The 18568-nt window shown below is 41.0% G+C and carries 17 protein-coding genes and 1 tRNA gene; 14 read left to right on the top strand and 4 right to left on the bottom strand.

What is annotated here, in order from left to right:
- Positions 1 to 106 precede the first annotated feature (106 nt).
- From topA to HC175_RS11815, 7 genes are all read left to right on the top strand, one after another.
- Complete coding sequence (gene topA, locus HC175_RS11845; protein ID WP_168138711.1) at positions 107 to 2650, top strand: type I DNA topoisomerase; 2544 nt, start codon at positions 107 to 109, stop codon at positions 2648 to 2650.
- A 3-nt stretch (positions 2651 to 2653) separates the two neighbouring features.
- Complete coding sequence (locus HC175_RS11840; protein WP_168138710.1) at positions 2654 to 3808, top strand: formimidoylglutamase; 1155 nt, start codon at positions 2654 to 2656, stop codon at positions 3806 to 3808.
- A 112-nt stretch (positions 3809 to 3920) separates the two neighbouring features.
- Positions 3921 to 5276, top strand: a complete 1356-nt coding sequence (gene porK, locus HC175_RS11835) for a T9SS ring complex lipoprotein PorK/GldK (RefSeq protein ID WP_168138709.1) — start codon at positions 3921 to 3923, stop codon at positions 5274 to 5276.
- A gap of 56 nt (positions 5277 to 5332) precedes the next feature.
- Entirely contained in the window at positions 5333 to 5977 is a 645-nt protein-coding gene (gene porL, locus HC175_RS11830) for a type IX secretion system motor protein PorL/GldL (protein WP_168138708.1), read from the top strand.
- A 51-nt stretch (positions 5978 to 6028) separates the two neighbouring features.
- Positions 6029 to 7573 carry a type IX secretion system motor protein PorM/GldM gene (gene porM, locus HC175_RS11825; RefSeq protein WP_168138707.1) on the top strand — a complete coding sequence of 515 codons (1545 nt, stop codon included), beginning with the start codon at positions 6029 to 6031 and terminating at the stop codon, positions 7571 to 7573.
- An 11-nt stretch (positions 7574 to 7584) separates the two neighbouring features.
- Positions 7585 to 8478 carry a type IX secretion system ring subunit PorN/GldN gene (porN, locus tag HC175_RS11820; RefSeq protein WP_168138706.1) on the top strand — a complete coding sequence of 298 codons (894 nt, stop codon included), beginning with the start codon at positions 7585 to 7587 and terminating at the stop codon, positions 8476 to 8478.
- Positions 8479 to 8550: 72 nt separating this feature from the next.
- Positions 8551 to 9609 carry an NAD(P)/FAD-dependent oxidoreductase gene (locus HC175_RS11815; protein ID WP_168138705.1) on the top strand — a complete coding sequence of 353 codons (1059 nt, stop codon included), beginning with the start codon at positions 8551 to 8553 and terminating at the stop codon, positions 9607 to 9609.
- On the opposite strand, the gene HC175_RS11810 is transcribed toward HC175_RS11815, so the two are convergent.
- On the bottom strand, positions 9606 to 9920 hold the full coding sequence (locus HC175_RS11810; RefSeq protein WP_168138759.1) for a DUF983 domain-containing protein: 315 nt from the start codon (positions 9918 to 9920) through the stop codon (positions 9606 to 9608). The two genes, HC175_RS11815 and HC175_RS11810, sit on opposite strands and share 4 nt — an antisense overlap.
- A 126-nt stretch (positions 9921 to 10046) precedes the next feature.
- Between HC175_RS11810 and HC175_RS11805 the strand changes: the two genes are divergently transcribed.
- The 4 genes from HC175_RS11805 (at position 10047) to HC175_RS11790 (ending at position 12670) form a co-directional block, all read left to right on the top strand.
- Positions 10047 to 11954, top strand: a complete 1908-nt coding sequence (locus tag HC175_RS11805; RefSeq protein ID WP_168138704.1) for an ABC-F family ATP-binding cassette domain-containing protein — start codon at positions 10047 to 10049, stop codon at positions 11952 to 11954.
- A 5-nt stretch (positions 11955 to 11959) separates the two neighbouring features.
- On the top strand, positions 11960 to 12142 hold the full coding sequence (locus tag HC175_RS11800; protein WP_168138703.1) for a CPXCG motif-containing cysteine-rich protein: 183 nt from the start codon (positions 11960 to 11962) through the stop codon (positions 12140 to 12142).
- A gap of 44 nt (positions 12143 to 12186) precedes the next feature.
- Positions 12187 to 12540 carry a SpoIIAA family protein gene (locus HC175_RS11795; RefSeq protein ID WP_168138702.1) on the top strand — a complete coding sequence of 118 codons (354 nt, stop codon included), beginning with the start codon at positions 12187 to 12189 and terminating at the stop codon, positions 12538 to 12540.
- Positions 12541 to 12597: 57 nt separating this feature from the next.
- Positions 12598 to 12670, top strand: a tRNA-Met gene (locus HC175_RS11790).
- 159 nt (positions 12671 to 12829) lie between these two features.
- On the opposite strand, the gene HC175_RS11785 is transcribed toward HC175_RS11790, so the two are convergent.
- Positions 12830 to 13501: a hypothetical protein gene (locus HC175_RS11785; protein ID WP_168138701.1), complete on the bottom strand. Its 672-nt coding sequence runs from the start codon at positions 13499 to 13501 to the stop codon at positions 12830 to 12832.
- Between the two features lie 562 nt (positions 13502 to 14063).
- The gene (locus HC175_RS11780) at positions 14064 to 14573 is read right to left on the bottom strand and encodes a gamma carbonic anhydrase family protein (protein ID WP_168138700.1); all 510 of its coding nucleotides are present in this window, start codon (positions 14571 to 14573) and stop codon (positions 14064 to 14066) included.
- 191 nt (positions 14574 to 14764) lie between these two features.
- On the opposite strand from HC175_RS11780, the gene HC175_RS11775 reads away from it, so the two are divergent.
- On the top strand, positions 14765 to 15391 hold the full coding sequence (locus HC175_RS11775) for a DUF4403 family protein (protein WP_168138699.1): 627 nt from the start codon (positions 14765 to 14767) through the stop codon (positions 15389 to 15391).
- A gap of 61 nt (positions 15392 to 15452) precedes the next feature.
- On the opposite strand, the gene HC175_RS11770 is transcribed toward HC175_RS11775, so the two are convergent.
- The gene (locus HC175_RS11770; protein ID WP_168138698.1) at positions 15453 to 15962 is read right to left on the bottom strand and encodes a hypothetical protein; all 510 of its coding nucleotides are present in this window, start codon (positions 15960 to 15962) and stop codon (positions 15453 to 15455) included.
- Between the two features lie 195 nt (positions 15963 to 16157).
- Here HC175_RS11770 and era point away from each other — a divergent pair, with 195 nt between their 5' ends.
- Positions 16158 to 17048, top strand: a complete 891-nt coding sequence (gene era, locus HC175_RS11765; RefSeq protein ID WP_168138697.1) for a GTPase Era — start codon at positions 16158 to 16160, stop codon at positions 17046 to 17048.
- A gap of 159 nt (positions 17049 to 17207) precedes the next feature.
- Positions 17208 to 18512 carry a ribosome biogenesis GTPase Der gene (der, locus tag HC175_RS11760; RefSeq protein ID WP_168138696.1) on the top strand — a complete coding sequence of 435 codons (1305 nt, stop codon included), beginning with the start codon at positions 17208 to 17210 and terminating at the stop codon, positions 18510 to 18512.
- The last annotated feature ends 56 nt before the right edge of the window (positions 18513 to 18568 follow it).

Here is an 18568-nt window from a genome sequence, read left to right as displayed (position 1 = left end):
CAGGAGGAAATATTGAGAATTCGGGAGCGTTGAAAATGGGTAATTAACAAAATAAAAAAGCCATATTTAAAAATTCCTATACTTTTGCAAAACTAAAAAAGATACTATGGCAAAGAATTTAGTGATTGTAGAGTCCCCTGCGAAGGCAAAGACCATCGAGAAGTTTCTGGGTAAAGATTACACCGTTGCTTCGAGTTTTGGTCACATTGCCGATCTACCCACAAAGGAGCTTGGGGTGGATACCGAAGGTGATTTTACTCCTAAATATATAGTATCGAAAGATAAGCGAGAAGTGGTCAAGAAGCTCAAGAATCTTGCTAAGAACGCCGAGATGGTGTGGCTGGCAAGTGATGAGGACCGGGAAGGAGAAGCTATTGCATGGCATCTTGCAGAAGAGCTGGATCTGGATAAAAGCAAGACGAAGAGAATTGTTTTCCACGAGATCACGAAATCGGCCATTCTCAAAGCTATTGAAAATCCAAGAGACATAAATTATAACCTCGTCAATGCACAGCAGGCGAGAAGGGTACTTGACAGGCTTGTAGGTTATGAACTTTCTCCGGTGCTTTGGAGAAAAGTCAAAGGTGGCCTTTCAGCCGGAAGGGTACAATCGGTTTCTGTAAGACTTATAGTGGAAAGGGAGCGCGAAATTCAGAATTTCAAGCCAGAAGCTTCCTTTAGAATAGATGCGGAATTCACTAATGAAGAAGGAAAAACCTTTAAGGCGAAGCTTCCGAAGAATTTCAGCACAAAAACTGAGGCCGAGCAATTTCTTTCAGAAAATCTGGGCGCCAATTTTAAGGTGGCCGATCTTACTACCAAACCCGCTAAGAAATCTCCGGCACCACCTTTTACCACCTCGACCTTGCAACAGGAGGCCGCCAGGAAATTATATTTTTCTGTAAGTAAGACCATGACCATGGCCCAGCGGCTATATGAAGCAGGTCATATTACCTATATGAGAACCGATAGCGTCAATCTTTCTGATGACGCACGCAACGGGGCAAAAAAGGAAATCCTTGATGCCTACGGAGAAAAGTACAGCAAAACACGCCAGTTTAAAGGAAAGACAAAAGGAGCCCAGGAAGCCCACGAAGCCATAAGGCCAACAAATTTTGCAGCACATACTGTAAGGGCCGACAGAGATGAAGAGCGACTTTATGAACTGATCTGGAAAAGAGCCATTGCTTCTCAAATGAGCGAGGCGCAGTTGGAGCGAACCAACGTAAAAATTGAAGCCGATAAACACGATAAGCAGTTCACAGCAAATGGAGAGGTGCTTAAATTCGATGGTTTCCTGAAAGTTTACCTGGAAGGGAGAGACGAGGAGGATGAAGATCTACAGGAACAGGAAGGAATGCTGCCGGCGCTTAAAATAAATGAAAGACTTCAGAATAATTATATCACGGCTACAGAACGATTTACCCGGCCACCATATAGATACACAGAAGCTTCACTGGTTAAAAAGCTTGAGGAGCTGGGAATAGGAAGACCTTCTACCTATGCGCCAACGATCTCTACCATACAAAACAGGAACTATATAGAAAAAGGATCTGTTGAGGGTATTGAGCGAGAATATTTCCAACTTACTTTAAAAGGTGAGAAGATCAATGAGAAGAAGCTCACAGAAACAGTGGGAAGTGATAAAGGAAAACTGGTGCCCACAGATGTGGGAATGGTTGTGAATGATTTTCTTGTGAATCATTTTTCGAGTATCCTCGATTATAATTTCACTGCAAAGGTAGAGCAGGATTTTGATGACATTGCCGAAGGAAATGAGGAGTGGACGAAGATGATGAAGGATTTTTACAGCGATTTCCATCCACATGTGAAGGATGTAGCTGAAAATGCAGATAGGGAAGTAGGGGAGAGAATACTTGGGAAAGATCCTGCAACGGGAAAACCCGTGAGTGTGAGATTAGGAAAATTTGGACCTATGGTGCAAATGGGTTCTGTAGAGGATGAAGAAAAACCAAAATTTGCAAGTCTTTCACCAGACCAGACGCTGGACTCTGTGACCTTTGAAGAGGCAATGGAGCTATTTAAACTTCCTAAGGAACTTGGAACCTATGAGGGAGAAACAGTAGAAGTCAATAATGGCCGCTTTGGACCTTACGTGCGTTACGGTAAAAAATTCGTGTCCCTGGAAAAAGGGGAAGATCCTATTGAGGTAACGATGGAAAGAGCTCTGGAGCTCATCAAAGAGAAGGAGAAAGCAGATGCGCCAATATATGAGTACAAGGAACTGCCTGTGCAAAAAGGAGTGGGACGTTTTGGGCCATTTCTCAAGTGGAATGATATGTTCATCAATGTGAATAAAAAATATGACTTCGATAACCTTTCTGCAGAAGATATAGAGGAACTCATTGAGGATAAGTTGAAGAAAGAGCGGGAGAAAGTGATCCATAACTGGGAAGATGAAGGGATTAGAGTAGAGAAGGCGAGATGGGGTCGTTCTAATATTATTAAAGGCAAGACCAAAATAGAATTGCCTAAAACTGTCGATGCCCAGAAACTGAGCCTGGAAGAGGTGAAGGAGATCCTGGAGAAAAAGGCTCCCAAGAAGAAGGCTTCTAAAAAGACGGCAGGAAAAAAGAAGACAACGACGAAGAGCGCAGCGCGAAAAAAGAACACAGCTAAAAAGAGCTAATTAATGGAGATGGATTTTTTTGTTCCTGTTAATGAGGAGCTTCTTCCCGAAGGCGGCAACCTACTGGCTTCGTCGCTCCAGATCAATATTCTGGGGAGATCTTTTCCCGATCTTGATGGGGTGAAGGTCGCAATTTTTGGAGTTCTTGAAGACAGGCTGGATGAAAACCGCAGCGGAGAACCCTTCGATTTCACCCAGATCCGTAGAGAATTTTATGGGCTTTTCCCTGGCAACTGGCACTTACAGGTTGCAGATTTAGGAGATATAGAGAAGGGCGAAACTGTAGAAGATACTTTTTTCGCAGTACAAGCTGCTGTATCACAATGTCTCAAAAAAGGCATTATTCCTGTTCTTTTAGGTGGTAGTCAGGATCTTCTATATGCTCAATACCGTGCTTATGATGGGGTAGAGGATATGGTCAACCTTGTCAACATAGATTCAAGATTTGATCTTGGAGACGCAGATAGGCCAATTAGTAATCGCTCTTATGTAGGACGAATTGTCGTTACCAAACCTTATAATCTCTTCAACTATTCCAATTTGGGTTATCAAACCTATTTTAATTCACAGGATGAGATCGAATTGATGGACAGGTTGTTCTTCGATGCCTATAGATTGGGGGAGGTTAGTGGAGATATCACGGTAGTGGAGCCGGTGATGAGAGATGCTAATCTTGTAGGAGTTGATCTTCATGCAATAGGAGGGGGTGCTCTTGGAAATTACAGATTAAAAAGTCCGAATGGCTTTGATGGAAAGGAAATTTGTGCGCTCTCGAGATATGCGGGAATCAGCGATAAGGTTTCTTCATTCGGGATCTTCGAATTTGGAGCGGAATTCAATTTCCCTGCTGCTCATATGTTAGTTGCACAAATGTTATGGTATTTTATAGAGGGTGTGAATTTTAGAAAGAATGAAAATACTATTTCTGCAAAAAAGGAGTTTATAAGATATCAGGTGCCAATAGATGACGAGGTGCTTGTGTTTTTTAAGAGTCCGGTGAGTGGTCGCTGGTGGATAGAGATACCCTTTATTTCACCGGCCAATAATAAATTGAAAAGACATTCGTTATTACCTTGCACAGAAGGAGATTATCTGGATGCCTGTAATCAAATGATCCCCGAGAGGTGGTATAAAACTAAGAGAAAGAACGAAATTTAACTTTTATAGAAATCTGTAGCTCCTGCATTTTGCCTAAATAAATTGTTTATTAGAAAATAAATAAATAGGTTTACTGCCTTGAAGCTATTACGTCCTAACTTTGAGAGATATTATGAGGAAACTTTTTTTGCTTATTGCTGTAATTTCTGTTTTGGCCTCTTGCGGCCGCGGTGATCAAGGGCAATTGGTAGGTGCGCAGGGTAAAAAATGGCATCCGGAAAAACCTTTGGGAATGACTTTAATTCCCGGAGGAGCATTTATTATGGGTAAGAGTGATGATGACATCGCTGCATTAGAGAACGCACCTCCAAAAACAGTTACGGTACGTTCCTTCTATATGGATGAAACCGAAATAACAAATGCAGAATATCGTCAATTCGTGAACTGGGTAAAGGATTCTGTTACCCGCATGAAACTTGCGATCTTTGCTGAAGAAATTGGAGAAACTCCTGGTACTGGAGGAATTGGAGAATTTGCTTTTGCCGATACCGAAGAGGCTGATATGACGCCTTATGAAAAGTACATGTATGACAATTACTACAGCCTGGGTGGCTACGAAGGGAGAAAAATTAATAAGCGGGTAGATATCATCTGGGATACCCGTGATTATCCAGATGAGTATTATGCCGAGGTAATGGATACTCTTTACATTCCTATAGAAGAAGCTTACAACGGGCAACGTTCTTTTGATGTGAATCATCTTAAGTTCAGGTATACCTGGATGGATGTAGGGCAGGCAGCGAGAGCTGAACCAGGAAGACGTGCCGATTTCATTAAAACTGAAGAGATCCAGATCTATCCTGATACCACAGTATGGATCAAGGATTTCAATTATTCCTATAATGAGCCAATGCACAATGATTACTTCTGGCATGATGCATATGGCGATTATCCTGTAGTTGGGGTTAACTGGAAACAAGCCCGTGCCTTCGCACAGTGGCGCACACTTTACCACAATGCATACCGTAAGGAGAGAGGAAAGCACAATGTGAATTCCTATCGTTTACCAACTGAAGCAGAATGGGAATATGCTGCGCGTGGGGGATTAGAATCTGCCAGCTATCCTTGGGGTGGACCTTACACGAAGAACGATCGCGGTTGTTTTATGGCGAACTTTAAGCCTTTAAGAGGAGACTACGCTGCAGATCAGGCTCTTTACACTGTAGAGGCTAAGTCTTATGAGCCAAATGACTACGGTCTATACAACATGGCTGGAAATGTTGCGGAATGGGTTTTCTCTTCCTATGACCCTGCTTCATATGAGTATTCTTCATCTATGAACCCTTCTGTGAACGATGAGGAAAATATGAAGAAAGTGGTGCGTGGAGGTTCCTGGAAGGATGTTGCATACTTCCTGCAGGTTAGCTCAAGAGATTACGAATATGCCGATTCTGCAAGGAGCTACATTGGATTCAGAACTGTACAGGATTATTTAGGTACAGATCTTACGCTCAATCAACGAAGATAAAAAATCCCTATTTTTACATAAACCTATAACAAAAAAGAACCTAATTTTTATTTATTATGGCACAAGCAAAGTCAAGTAAGAAACTAATGAACATGGTGTATGGTTTAGGTGCATCTGTGGTTATCCTCGGAGCGCTTTTTAAAATTATGCACTGGCCTTTTGGTAACGAGATGCTTATCATAGGGCTTATTGTGGAGGCGCTGGTATTTGCGGTTTCTGCATTTGAACCTGTTGATGATGATGTTGACTGGTCATTAGTTTATCCAGAATTGGCCGGTGGGGAGCCAACTGCAAGAAATAATCAGGCTTTAATAAGCGACCAGGAAACTGAAGGAATGCTTTCCAGAAAACTTGATGAAATTCTTCGTGAGGCCAAAATAGATGCAAATCTAATGGGAAGCCTGGGAGAGAGCATTCGCAATTTTGAAGGTGCCGCCAAAAACATTACTCCAACCGTAGATGCAATGGCTTCTCAAAAGAAGTATAGTGAAGAAATGAGCCTTGCTGCCAATCAATTGGAATCTCTTAATAGTATTTATAAAGTACAGGTAGAATCTGCTGCCCGTCAGGCAGAAGTGAATGAAGCTGTAGCTGAAAACGCCGGAAGACTAAATGAGCAAATGGAATCATTGGCTTCCAACCTATCTTCTCTAAATCATGTTTACGGAGGTATGTTATCTGCAATGCATGTAAAGGCATAGTAGCTTTGAATGGCGTAATCAGTAATAAAAAAACAAACTTAAAATAAGAGAATGGCGTCTGGAAAACAAACACCAAGGCAGAAGATGATTAACCTGATGTATCTGGTTTTCATCGCAATGATGGCTCTTAACATGTCAAAGGAAGTACTTACTGCTTTTGGGATGATCAATGAGAGTCTTGCGGAATCTAATGCTTCTGTCACTGAAAGAAATAATGCTGCAATTGCAGGACTGGCTGCAAAGGCCGAAGAACAACCGGCAAAATATATTCCCTTAAAGGAGAAAGCAGATCAAATTCACCAGTTAACGACCGAATTTACGGGATACCTGGAGGATCTAAAGGAAAAAGCTCTTGAAGAAAGAGAAGGCGAAGAGCGTCAGGATTATGAGGCTATGGATAAGCCAGATCAGCTGGACGAATATCTTTTCTCCAGTGGGCAACCAAGTGAAGCAGGAAAAGAATTTCTTGCGCAAATTGAGAAATACCGTGAAGGGGTTGCAAGTATCCTGGGGGATGAATTTTCCCAAATAGCTGCTGAGGTAAGAAGGGAATTTAGTACAGAACCTGTTGTAGACAGCGAAGGCGTCAAACGTCCATGGCTTGCCTACAACTTTGAAGGTTTCCCGTTAATTGCTTCTCTTACGAAACTAACCCAAATGCAGGGAGATGCAAAGTCGGCCGAAAATGATATTTTATCGGCTATGCTTTCCGGGCAGTTGCAAAGTGAAGTTTCGCTTACCAACTATGAGGCTATTGTAATTCCATCCAAGACGGCATTCTTTAATGGAGAGAACTTTACAGGTAGTGTTGTTCTTGGGCGAGTTGATAAGACCCTTCAATTCGATAAGGTTGTGATCAATGGACGCGAAGTAAAGAGTACACAGGCTGGGCAGGTTAAACTTGATTTCCCTGCAGGAAATGTAGGAGAAAATGAGATCACCGGGCAGCTTCAGTTCAAGGAGGGGGATTCTATTGTTACTATTCCTGTGAAAAGTTCATATAGTGTAATTCCTAAGCCTAATTCCGCAGTTATTTCTGCCGATAAGATGAATGTGGTCTATCGCGGAGTGGCAAACCCTATGACTATTTCTATTCCTGGGGTAGGAAATGTTTCGGCAAATGCTCCTGGTTTAAGATCAGCTGGCGGTGCAGGGAATTATATTATGGATGTTACCACTTTACAGGCTAGAGAAGTAACGATTAACGTTAGTGGTCAGCTTCCTGGAGGTGAGAAAGTGAGCGACAGCAAAACTTTTAGGGTTAAAGATATTCCAAGACCTGTTGGGACCGTAAGAGGAGAAGATGGAACAGTGAGAATGCAGCGAAATACTTTAGAGATTGCAACTATTGGTGCAGCGCTTCCAGATTTCGATTTCGATCTTGCCTTGAGAGTAACCGGATTCAAGTTTAAAGTTCCGGGACAGCCAACTGTACAGGTACGGGGTCAGCAATTGGATGAAAGGGCTAAAGCAGCCTTACGTCGTGCAGGAAGAGGAGAGGCTGTACAGATTTTCGATGTAGAAGCGCAACTCGCAAACAACTCTGGATACAAGCTGAAACAAGTTTCTCCAGTGGTTGTGGAGTTAACAAACTAAAAATAAATATTATGAACTGGAACCGATTTTTGATAGGATTATGCGGCATGCTCATTTCGGTGACATCATTTGGCCAGAGTAATTTATTAAATGCCAAAACTCCCGATCAAATAGGTGGTCCTACCGTTGCCGAAAAGAAATACGGTAAAAGTAAACCTCTTGAGTATGGTTATGTAGATGACAGAGATGTACTGTGGGCTAAAACTACATGGGAGGTGATCGATCTCGATGAGCGAGTGAATTTCCCTCTGTATTACCCAATAGATACGAACCAAATTGGAGGTTCCAGAAGGTCCCTTTATGATGTGCTGGTATCGGGGATAAGAAGCGGAAAGATCAAGAATATCTATGCCGATTCTTACTTTAACGATAAGATCACTTTAAAGGATATCTCTGCTGCACTTTCAAAGGTGGACACCACAGATCTTGGTATCGAACAGTATAACGCTGGAGAAGCCATCGATCAGCAGTATATCAGCCGGAGGGATATCTCCTCTGCCGATATTGCTGAATATCATATTCGTGGTTACTGGTACTTCGATAAGCGGCAGGCGGAGCTAAAATACAGATTGCTTGGTATTGCGCCTGTGGCACCCGATGTGAACTTTATTGATGAAGGAGGAGCCTCGGCTCTTGTAGAACTATTCTGGGTATGGTTTCCGGGAGCAAGAGAGATCCTGAATGAATCTTATGCTTTTAATCCGGAGAATACCTCAAATCCTGTTTCCTTTGACCACCTGCTCAATGCCAGGAGGTTCAATGCTACGATCTATGCAGAAGATAACGTACAGGGAGACCGGCAGGTGGAAGATTATATTAGTAACAATGCATTTATGCAGCTACTGGAATCTGAACGCATAAAAGAACAGATCAGGAATTTTGAGCAGGACATGTGGAACTATTGATCCTCGACATAAATTGATATTTAAGAAACGCCTTTCTTCTGAAAGGCGTTTTTTTATGTTTAATTTTGTCCTATGGTAGATTATCTTATTGTTGGTGCTGGTTTAAGCGGAAGCTGTCTTTCTTATAGGCTCGAAAAAAGCGGAAAAAGCTTTCTGGTTTTTGACGACGGGAGCCAGGAGGCTTCAAAGGTTGCCGGAGGGTTTATGAATCCGGTCATCCTGAAGCGCTTTACGCTGGCATGGAATGCCGATAGGCAACTGGAGAAGGCGTATGATTTATACCGGGGAATGGAAAGATCCTTGAACAAAAGTTTTCTATCCCCTCTGGAGGTGTACCGCCGATTTTCGTCTGTTGAGGAACAGAATAACTGGTTTTCTGCGACAGATAATCCGCGGGTGTCACCTTATCTGGACCCCAAAATTATATCCAGTGTCAACGAGCACGTGCCCGGCAGATTTTCTTTCGGAAGGGTTTTAGGGATCTCCCGATTAAATACCCGGTATCTTCTGGATTCTTATGCGGAACATCTTCAGAAGAACGGTTGGCTGAGGCAGGAGCGTTTTGAATACGAGCATTTGTCCTTCACAGATCACGGGGTGGTATACAAAGATATACCTGCCAAAAATGTCATTTTTTGCGAAGGTTTTGGGCTAAAGGATAATCCCTTTTTTCAGTATTTGCCGCTCAAAGGAAATAAGGGAGAATACATAATCATTAAAGCTCCAGGCCTGGACCTCAATGCGGCCATTAAATCTTCAGTTTTCATTTTTCCAGTCGGTGACGACCAATATGCGGTTGGTGCAACCTATAGTAATACCGATAAATCCCGAAGTCCCAGTGCTTCAGCAAAGGAAGAGCTGGTAGAAAAATTGAAAGATCTTATTGATGTAAAGTTTGAGGTGGTACATCAGATTGCGGGAATTCGTCCTTCTACCATTGACCGTAAGCCTCTTGTGGGAGGACATCCTGTTTATGACCATCTTTATACCTGTAATGGATTTGGAAGCAGAGGGATCTTACTCGCCCCCAGCCTTTCAGAAGAGCTGCTGGCTCATATAGAGGAGCAGCAGCCCCTGGATCCCATGATCGATATTTCCCGCTTTACAAAGAAGTGGTATAAGGAAAATTAGTCCCGCGCCTTTCCGGGATCATAGCTGAAGAAAAAATTGATCCAGATATTCCGGCTCCATCTTACAATAACGGGAAGAAATACCACAAGAGTGATGACAATTCCAATGAAGGTATTGAGGAGGTTAAGATCTAAAAAGTAATAGGAAACAACAAAGGCAGCTGCAGCAAAAGCTATTCCCACGGCATAACTAACGTACATAGCGCCAAAAAAGAAAGAGGGTTCTATCTTATACTTTGTACCACAGGTAGAACACCTGGTATTCATGTCAAATAATTGGGAGAGATGGTAGGGATTTTTGTCCCGGTACATGCTTTCCTCCTGGCATACAGGACAGCTACCGGAAAAAATACTGTACAACTTAGTCCCTTTTAAAGATTTCACAAGGTTTTTTTAGCCCCGTAAATTTAAGCATCTTTGCAAAAATTTTGAAGAGAAATGTTGAATATTCACAACTTGTCTGTCTCCTTTGGAGGAGAGTATTTATTTGAAGAGATCACCTTTAGGTTAGGAGCTGGAGACCGGGTAGGCTTGATTGGTAAGAATGGAGCTGGAAAATCCACAATGCTGAAGATCCTGTCTCGGGAAATGGAGCCAGATACGGGCCAGATAGCGGCAGATAAGGATCTGAAAATAGGATTTTTAAAGCAGGATATAGATTTTGTAGAAGGAAGAACTGTACTTGAAGAATCTTATGAAGCATTCGCAGAAATAAAGAAACTGGAGCAGCAGCTTGAGCGTATAAATCATCAATTGGCCGAAAGGACAGATTATGAAAGTGAGGCATATCACCAGCTCATGGTAGATCTTAATGATGTGCAGCATCAATACGTGATCCATGGAGGCTATAATTACCAGGGGGAAACCGAGCGTATTCTCCAGGGGCTTGGATTTAAACGAGAAGACTTCAACAAACTTACAGATACCTTTTCGGGAGGATGGCGAATGAGAATAGAACTGGCGAAGCTTTTACTTCAGCAAAATGACATCCTCCTGCTCGATGAACCTACCAACCACCTCGACATTGAGTCGATCATCTGGCTTGAGGGGTTCTTAAATAATTATCCCGGGGCAGTAGTGATCGTTTCCCACGATAAAATGTTTCTTGACAATGTCACGAACAGGACCATCGAAATTTCCCTTGGACGAATTTACGATTTCAACAAACCCTATTCTAAATACCTTGTTTTAAGGAAGGAGCTTAGAGACCAACAGCTGGCCTCTCAAAAAAATCAGGAAAAGCAAATTCAGCAAACTGAAAAACTTATCGAAAAGTTCAGGGCTAAGGCTTCCAAAGCAAATATGGCGCAGTCTCTTATTAAAAAGCTTGATAAGATCGACAGAATTGAAGTGGATGAAGACGACAATTCAGTAATGAATCTTAAGTTTCCGGTTTCTGTGACACCTGGAAAGGTGGTAGTGGAAGCGCACCATATCTCTAAGAGTTATGGCCATAAAAATGTTTTAAAAAACATTAACCTCCTTATCGAACGGGATTCAAAGACTGCTTTTGTGGGGCAGAACGGGCAGGGAAAATCTACACTTGCCAAGATCATAGTAGGAGAACTGGACTTTCTGGGCGAATTGAAACTTGGGCATAATGTGCAGATAGGATACTTTGCTCAAAACCAGGCAGAATATCTTGACGGCACGAAAACCGTTCTGGACACCATGATCGATGCAGCGAATGAAAAAAACAGGGCCAAAGTAAGGGACATACTTGGCTCGTTCCTTTTTAGAGGAGATGAAGTTGAGAAATATGTCAGGGTTTTGTCGGGAGGAGAAAGGAACAGACTTGCCCTCGCAAAAATGCTCCTGCAGCCTTTTAATGTGCTGGTAATGGATGAGCCTACCAATCACCTGGACATCAAATCGAAGAATGTTCTAAAGGATGCCTTAAAGAGTTTTGAAGGGACCTTGATCCTGGTTTCTCATGACAGGGATTTTCTCCAGGGGCTCACTAATAAGGTTTATGAATTCAAAGATCACAGGATCAAAGAATATCTGGGAGACATTGATTATTACCTAGATCAACGCAAGCTGGCGGACATGCGCGAAGTTGAAAAGAGAGATGTAGTGAAGCAGGGGCCTAAGGAAAGTAATAAGGATAGCTATCAGAATCAGAAGAAATTGAAATCTTTGAATAATAAATTAAGTAATATAGAGAGCAAGGTTGCTAAACTTGAGAAGGAAATAAAGCAAAAAGATCTTGAACTGGCCACCAATTATGAAAAAACAGCCTCGCAAAAAGATTTTCTGACTAAATATCAGGAAAAGAAAAAGGAACTGGAGCGATTAATGAAAGACTGGGAACAGGTACAATTGTCCATTGAAGAAAATCAATAATTACAATGCTGGAACAATTTTTTGTTTGTCCTTACTGTGCAGAAGAGATATCTATGCTAATTGATCCTTCCGAAGGGAGGCAGGACTATATAGAAGACTGTGAAGTCTGCTGTAATCCCATCGAATTACATTTCAATTTTGAGAATGGGCAAATACTTGAATTTCATGCGCAAAGAATTGAACAGTAATTGGCCATTTTTGGAAACTTTTTTTCCTAAATTCAGATAAAAAAATGGTCTTAAACTTTGAATTTGCTGATAACGTAATAGGGATTACAATAGATACTGATGTTGATAAGGAATTGATGAAAGAGATCATCGCCAGTATTTTGGACCGCATGAAGGCTCATGAGACTATTAATCTTTTCTGCGAGTTAAAGAGAGGTAAGACCATCTCCCTGCAAGCTTTTTTCGAGAACCTGAAGTTCAATATCAAACATCGAGGAGAATTCTGTAAGATTGCAGTGGTGACAGACAGGAAATGGATCAAAGCTGTTTATGAAGTAAACGTTGAATTAGCAGATGCCAATATAAAGATCTTTGACAACAAAGATCGCCTGGAGGCGCTCAACTGGATTTCTTCTTAAATTTTTTATTTTTTCTTTGGCAGAGTGAAATTCAGTTGTATATTTGCAGTCCAATATCGCGGGATAGAGCAGTAGGTAGCTCGTCGGGCTCATAACCCGAAGGTCACAGGTTCGAGTCCTGTTCCCGCTACTAGCAAAGAAAAGGCTTCACAGAAATGTGAGGCCTTTTGTATTTTCAGAAATTTATAGAAAAAAACTCAGTTCAGATTTTGCATTTTTGACAGGTAAGCAGATCTGGTTACAAGAAAAAGGACATCTGTAGTACAGGGTAATGACTTTACTCTGAAACCTAAGGACGAAATATGGAATTCATTCTAATTTCTGAATACTTCAGTTCCTTTTCCGGTCCGAAACTAAGATGCTCCTCTTTATCAACCGGAAAACCTTCATCAATATGTTTATCGATCACTTCAGATTCACTGTTAGTAATTACCCAAAAGGTTTTTATCTCCCCCTGATCATTCTTATGCGCTCTTAAATATTGATGCCATTTTTTTTCCTTGGAACGGAAAATGAGATCAATAGCAATTTCATTCTCGAATTTCTCTACTTCGAACATCACTGGGTGGTGTGCATTTAAGAGGCCCACAGTTGCTCTGGTACTTTTTGGTTGAGGCATTTCTGTTTTATTCGAAGTGTAATCGGGACGTATTCTTCTTTCAATCTCTAAATTATCGATAGCTTCCCTGCCATTGAGATTAATAAGAACTGTTGCTGTCTCTTTATTTTTGCCAGAAACAATACTGGCCTGTGGATAACTAAATATGCCTCTGGAAGTTAGCTCTTCAGACAACTGCTGCACTTTAAACTCTAATGCAGCTATTTTATCTGATTTTTTTTCGAGGCTGGTATTAAAAGTTTCTTCAATCTCCAACTTTCCAGTTTCGATACCTATAAAAAAGGAGACTACTGCTGTTACGATAACTAGTGCAGCCCAAATAATTTCTGATCTTAATTTCATATTGTGCCTGGCGAGAATCTAAAGCCAAGATATCAATTTTTGCATTGGTTTAGAAACTGCAAAGGCCTGAATCTTGGGTTCCTTACTATAAACTTGAATTCAGAAATATTCAGGTGAAACTAATTGAGTTAAAAATAACCTAAAAAATGTTAATCCTAATATAAATATAAAACTACATTTGTAGGGCTATGAGTCTAAAAAAGAAAAAGTTATGAACCTGAACAAGCCTTTTCAAAAGGACTATGGAATCTTTCATAAGTCTTTAGTCTGCTTCGTTGTTTTGTTTTTTGTTGTTCTTGGAATATTTATTTTCTGGTTACATCAAAGGTTCGAACTCTTCGAATTTTTATAGAAAAGATTCCGGGCTGCTGTGGGTTGGAAAGGCAAAAGTGGCATTAGATTTGATTCTTTATAGCTCCAAAGAATCTGGAGATGTCGAAGCAGGAAATTTTAAAAGTATTAAACAGTTCTACCCTGGTGCTCATTATCATATTTTGCCTGGCTGCGGTTGCTGGCGTAGTTCTGATCTTGTCGCTTTCCAGGCTTACTGCACTATAGTTTTTCAGTCATACCAGCTGGCATACATGATGTAATTATTTGCAGTCTTTACCTGTTTTTCCTTTTGCGTGTCCGATACTTGCTTGATCTTCCTGGCTGGTATTCCCGCATAAATATACCCGGGTTCACAAATTGTATTTTCCAGGACCACTGCACCAGCTGCAATAATACATCCTTCATTAATTACAGCATGGTCCATCACTATTGCACCCATTCCAATAAGTACTTTATCTTTTATCTTGCAGCCATGAACTATGGCCCTATGGCCTATTGAAACATCATCACCTATTGTGGTTGCAGCTTCCTGATATGTGCAATGCAAAATTGCTCCATCCTGTATGTTTGTTCTGTCTCCAATCCTTATTGCATTGACGTCTCCTCGTATTACAGCATTAAACCAAATTGAACAAAATTCCCCTATTTCCACATCTCCTGTAATGGTAGCATTATCGGCGATGAAACAGTTTTTTCCAAATGTTGGCTCCTTTTTCTGAACCGGTAAGATCAAAGACATACGTAATTATTTACTGCCTCTAAAATACAAAATAAGCCCTGATCTGTGAATTAATAACGCCTTCCAAAAAGGGCATTTTAAAGCCCGCTTTGAAATTAGTCGGAGTTTTTATAGTTCAGCTGTTTTCTAGCTCACCTTGATTTCAATTGTAAAATTGTGTATCTTCTTCATGCCAATGCCAAAATTGAAATATGGAAGGAGGAGTTTTAGAAAACCTGCATAAGGTGTCAATTTACCTGCCGGTAAAAATAGAATACAAGGTGCTGGAGACTTATCTTCAGAAGAAATTTTTGGGTAAGATTCTTAGCAAAGGAAAGGCTAATGGTGCAACTTCCGATCATGCAAAGATCCAGAAGATCAACCTTGAACGTAGTCCGCTGGAGGATTATGACCTCTCAGTTTACCTGCAGCTACAGCTGCTTACCACCCTTTTTACAAATAGAGAGATCAAAATAGTGATGCATCTTTCTCTTGGTTTTAAAGAGGCTCAACAGGAGGTACTCATAACTAAGTTTCGACTAGATGGTGAGAATGAAGGATGGTTCACCAATAAGGTGGTAGAGACGTTTATTAATAGCTTTATGTATGCAAAGATCAAGGAGAAAATGCATTTCGACCTGAGGCCGGTAATAAATAAGAGACTGGAGAAGTTGAATCTTGAGCTTTCCTCTGGCAAGGAAGTGGTCGATGGAATAAGCCTCTCTGGTAAAATAAATGAATTTAGAGTCCAGGAAATTATCCCCGGTCAACAAACCTTGCTTGTATCCATAAAACTTCTTGGAAACAACGTATTGAACATCAAAAAGATAGATCTGTAAAAAATAAGGATCCCATAGCTAAGACTATGGGATCCTTATGTATATAAAATCCTCTATACAATTAAGATTCAGCATTCATCTCATCCGGCTGATTACTGTCAATGAGATTCTTTCTTATTTCATCATGGGTTTTCATCATCTCTTCGTGCTCGCTCTTCATGGAGCTGTGGTCATTCATGATCTCATCATGAACCTCCTGCATCTTGGAGATCTGCGCCTTCATTTCGTCGCTGGAAAGATTTCCGAAGTCATTCTTCAGGTCCTGGTGTCCTTTCATCATCTCCTCATGTCCTGTGAGCATTCCTTCGTGTTTTTTTAATACCACCTCGTACTGTGCCATCTGCTCAAAGTAAGAGGAATCTGATACCTGCATTGTCTCAAGTTGCTGAGAAATACTGCTGTGGTTCTGTTTCAGTTGCTCATGGGCCGAGGTAAATTCTGAATGAACTTTTTGGATACTATCATTCTGAGCCATTAGGTCATCAAATTCCTTTGAAAGAGACTCTTTTTCATTATCTCCACAGGCAGATAAAACAGCCATCGAGAACAATATGATCATAAATTTTTTCATTTTTTGTTGGTTTTGAAGGTTATTGTTTACAAAATTACAAAAGCACAGGTCCTTTTGTTATAATTCTCTGTTAAAAGGACTTATGAGCGAGTTTAGGAAATCTGGATTATGATACATCTATATGAGAGCAATCTCTATTATTTCTCTAATTCGCCTCTTAGAAAATAAGAGGTATCTTTGTAAAAAATTGAGATTATGGCGCATAAAGCAGGTTTTGTAAATATAATTGGAAATCCAAATGTTGGGAAATCCACGCTCATGAATGCCTTTGTAGGCGAAAAGTTGAGCATTATTACGTCAAAAGCGCAAACTACCAGACACAGGATCCTGGGGATCGTTAATGGAGAGGATTTCCAGGTGATCTTGAGCGATACGCCCGGAATCATCAAACCCGCTTATCAGCTCCAGGAGTCAATGATGGATTTTGTCAAGTCTGCCTTTGAAGATGCAGATGTTCTGGTGTATATGGTGGAAATTGGGGAAAAGGAATTAAAGGATGAAAGCTTTTTCAACAAGATCATTCATTCGGAGATCCCTGTTCTTTTACTTCTGAACAAGATCGACAAATCCAATCAGGATGAACTTGAAGAACAGGTGCAGCTGTGGCAGGAAAAGGTGCCAAATGCCGAGATCTTTCCCGTTTCAGCATTGGAAGGATTTAATGTACCTCAGGTTTTTGGAAGGATCGTTGAACTTTTACCAGATTCGCCACCTTTCTATCCTAAAGACACGCTTACAGATAAGCCTGAAAGATTTTTTGTGAACGAGATCATCCGCGAAAAGATCCTGATGCATTACAAAAAGGAGATCCCTTATAGTGTGGAAATTGATACTGAAGAATTTTTTGAGGAGGAAGAGATCATTAGGATGCGCAGCATTATTATGGTAGAAAGAGAAACTCAAAAGGGAATAATCATTGGGCACAAAGGTGCGGCTCTTAAAAGAGTGGGAGTAGAGGCCCGAAAGGATCTTGAGAAATTTTTCGGAAAACAGGTGCATCTCGAATTATATGTGAAAGTGAATAAGAACTGGCGCAGTGACAGCAGACAATTGAAGCGCTTTGGCTATTCGGGCGATAAAAAATAGCATTTTAAATTTATGCTTCAGGCAGCTCTTTGTAGCAGTTTGATTTTCTTTTCTCGCATGATTTTTAGAACTTTTATCTCCCTGGAATTTAGATCGCTGTAATTGCAGGTCAATTGTTTTAAATCACCTAATTTTGCACCCTTATTTAAGAATAAAATTATGAGCAGTATTGTAGCCATTGTAGGGCGACCTAATGTTGGAAAATCTACCTTTTTTAACCGGTTGATCCAGCGCCGGGAAGCCATTGTTGATTCCGTTAGCGGAGTGACCCGTGATCGTCATTACGGGAAAACCGACTGGAATGGCCGCAACTTTTCTGTCATTGATACCGGTGGGTACGTGCTGGGAAGCGATGATGTCTTTGAAGCAGAGATCGACAAGCAGGTAGAACTTGCTATTGGAGAAGCCGATGCCATCATTTTCATGGTAGATGTGGAAACAGGGGTAACTCCCATGGATGAGGATGTGGCACAATTGCTTCGGAAGGTGAACAAGCCTGTCTTTTTAGCTGTCAACAAAGTTGATAATTCAAAGCGGCTTGAAAATGCAGTGGAATTCTACGCTTTAGGTCTGGGAGAATATTTTCCTATAGCAAGTACCAATGGAAGTGGTACAGGAGAACTTTTGGATGCACTTGTTGAAGCACTTCCGGAAGACACCAGGGAAGAAGAGGCAGAACTGCCAAGATTTGCTGTGGTGGGGCGTCCCAATGCCGGAAAGTCTTCTTTTATCAACGCCTTAATTGGAGAAGATCGATACATAGTTACAGATATTGCGGGAACCACACGTGATTCCATAGATACCAAGTACAATCGGTTTGGATTTGAATTCAACCTGGTTGATACTGCCGGGATACGCAGAAAATCAAAGGTCAAGGAAGATCTTGAGTTTTATTCAGTGATGCGCTCTGTTAGAGCGATTGAACATTGTGATGTGTGTCTCATTGTTATGGACGCTACCCGCGGATTTGATGGACAGGTTCAAAACATCTTCTGGCTTGCCCAGCGCAATAGGAAAGGTATTGTGATCCTTGTCAATAAATGGGACCTGTTTGAAAAGGAAACGAATACCATGAAGGAGTATGAAGCTCGTATTCGCCAGGAAATGGAGCCTTTTACAGATGTTCCTATTGTATTTATGTCTGTACTTAATAAACAAAGGATCTTTAAAGCAATTGAAACAGCAGTAGAAGTTTATAATAACCGCAGTAAAAAGATCAAGACAAGCGAATTGAATGAAGTCCTGCTGCCAATAATAGAATCTTACCCTCCGCCAGCATATAAAGGGAAGTATGTGAAGATCAAGTTTTGCATGCAGCTGCCTACACCTCAGCCGCAATTTGCATTTTTTTGCAACCTTCCGCAGTATGTAAAAGATCCTTATAAGAGGTTTTTGGAAAACAAACTGCGAGAAAAATTTGATTTTACTGGCGTTCCGGTTTCTGTTTACTTCCGAAAAAAATAGGAGGTTCTTTGTAACTTTTGGAGGAATTTGTAGTCCAATGTAGTGCTGCCACAAGA

This window comes from Salinimicrobium oceani, from assembly GCF_012037645.1.
This window is presented reverse-complemented; position numbering and strand designations above follow the sequence as displayed.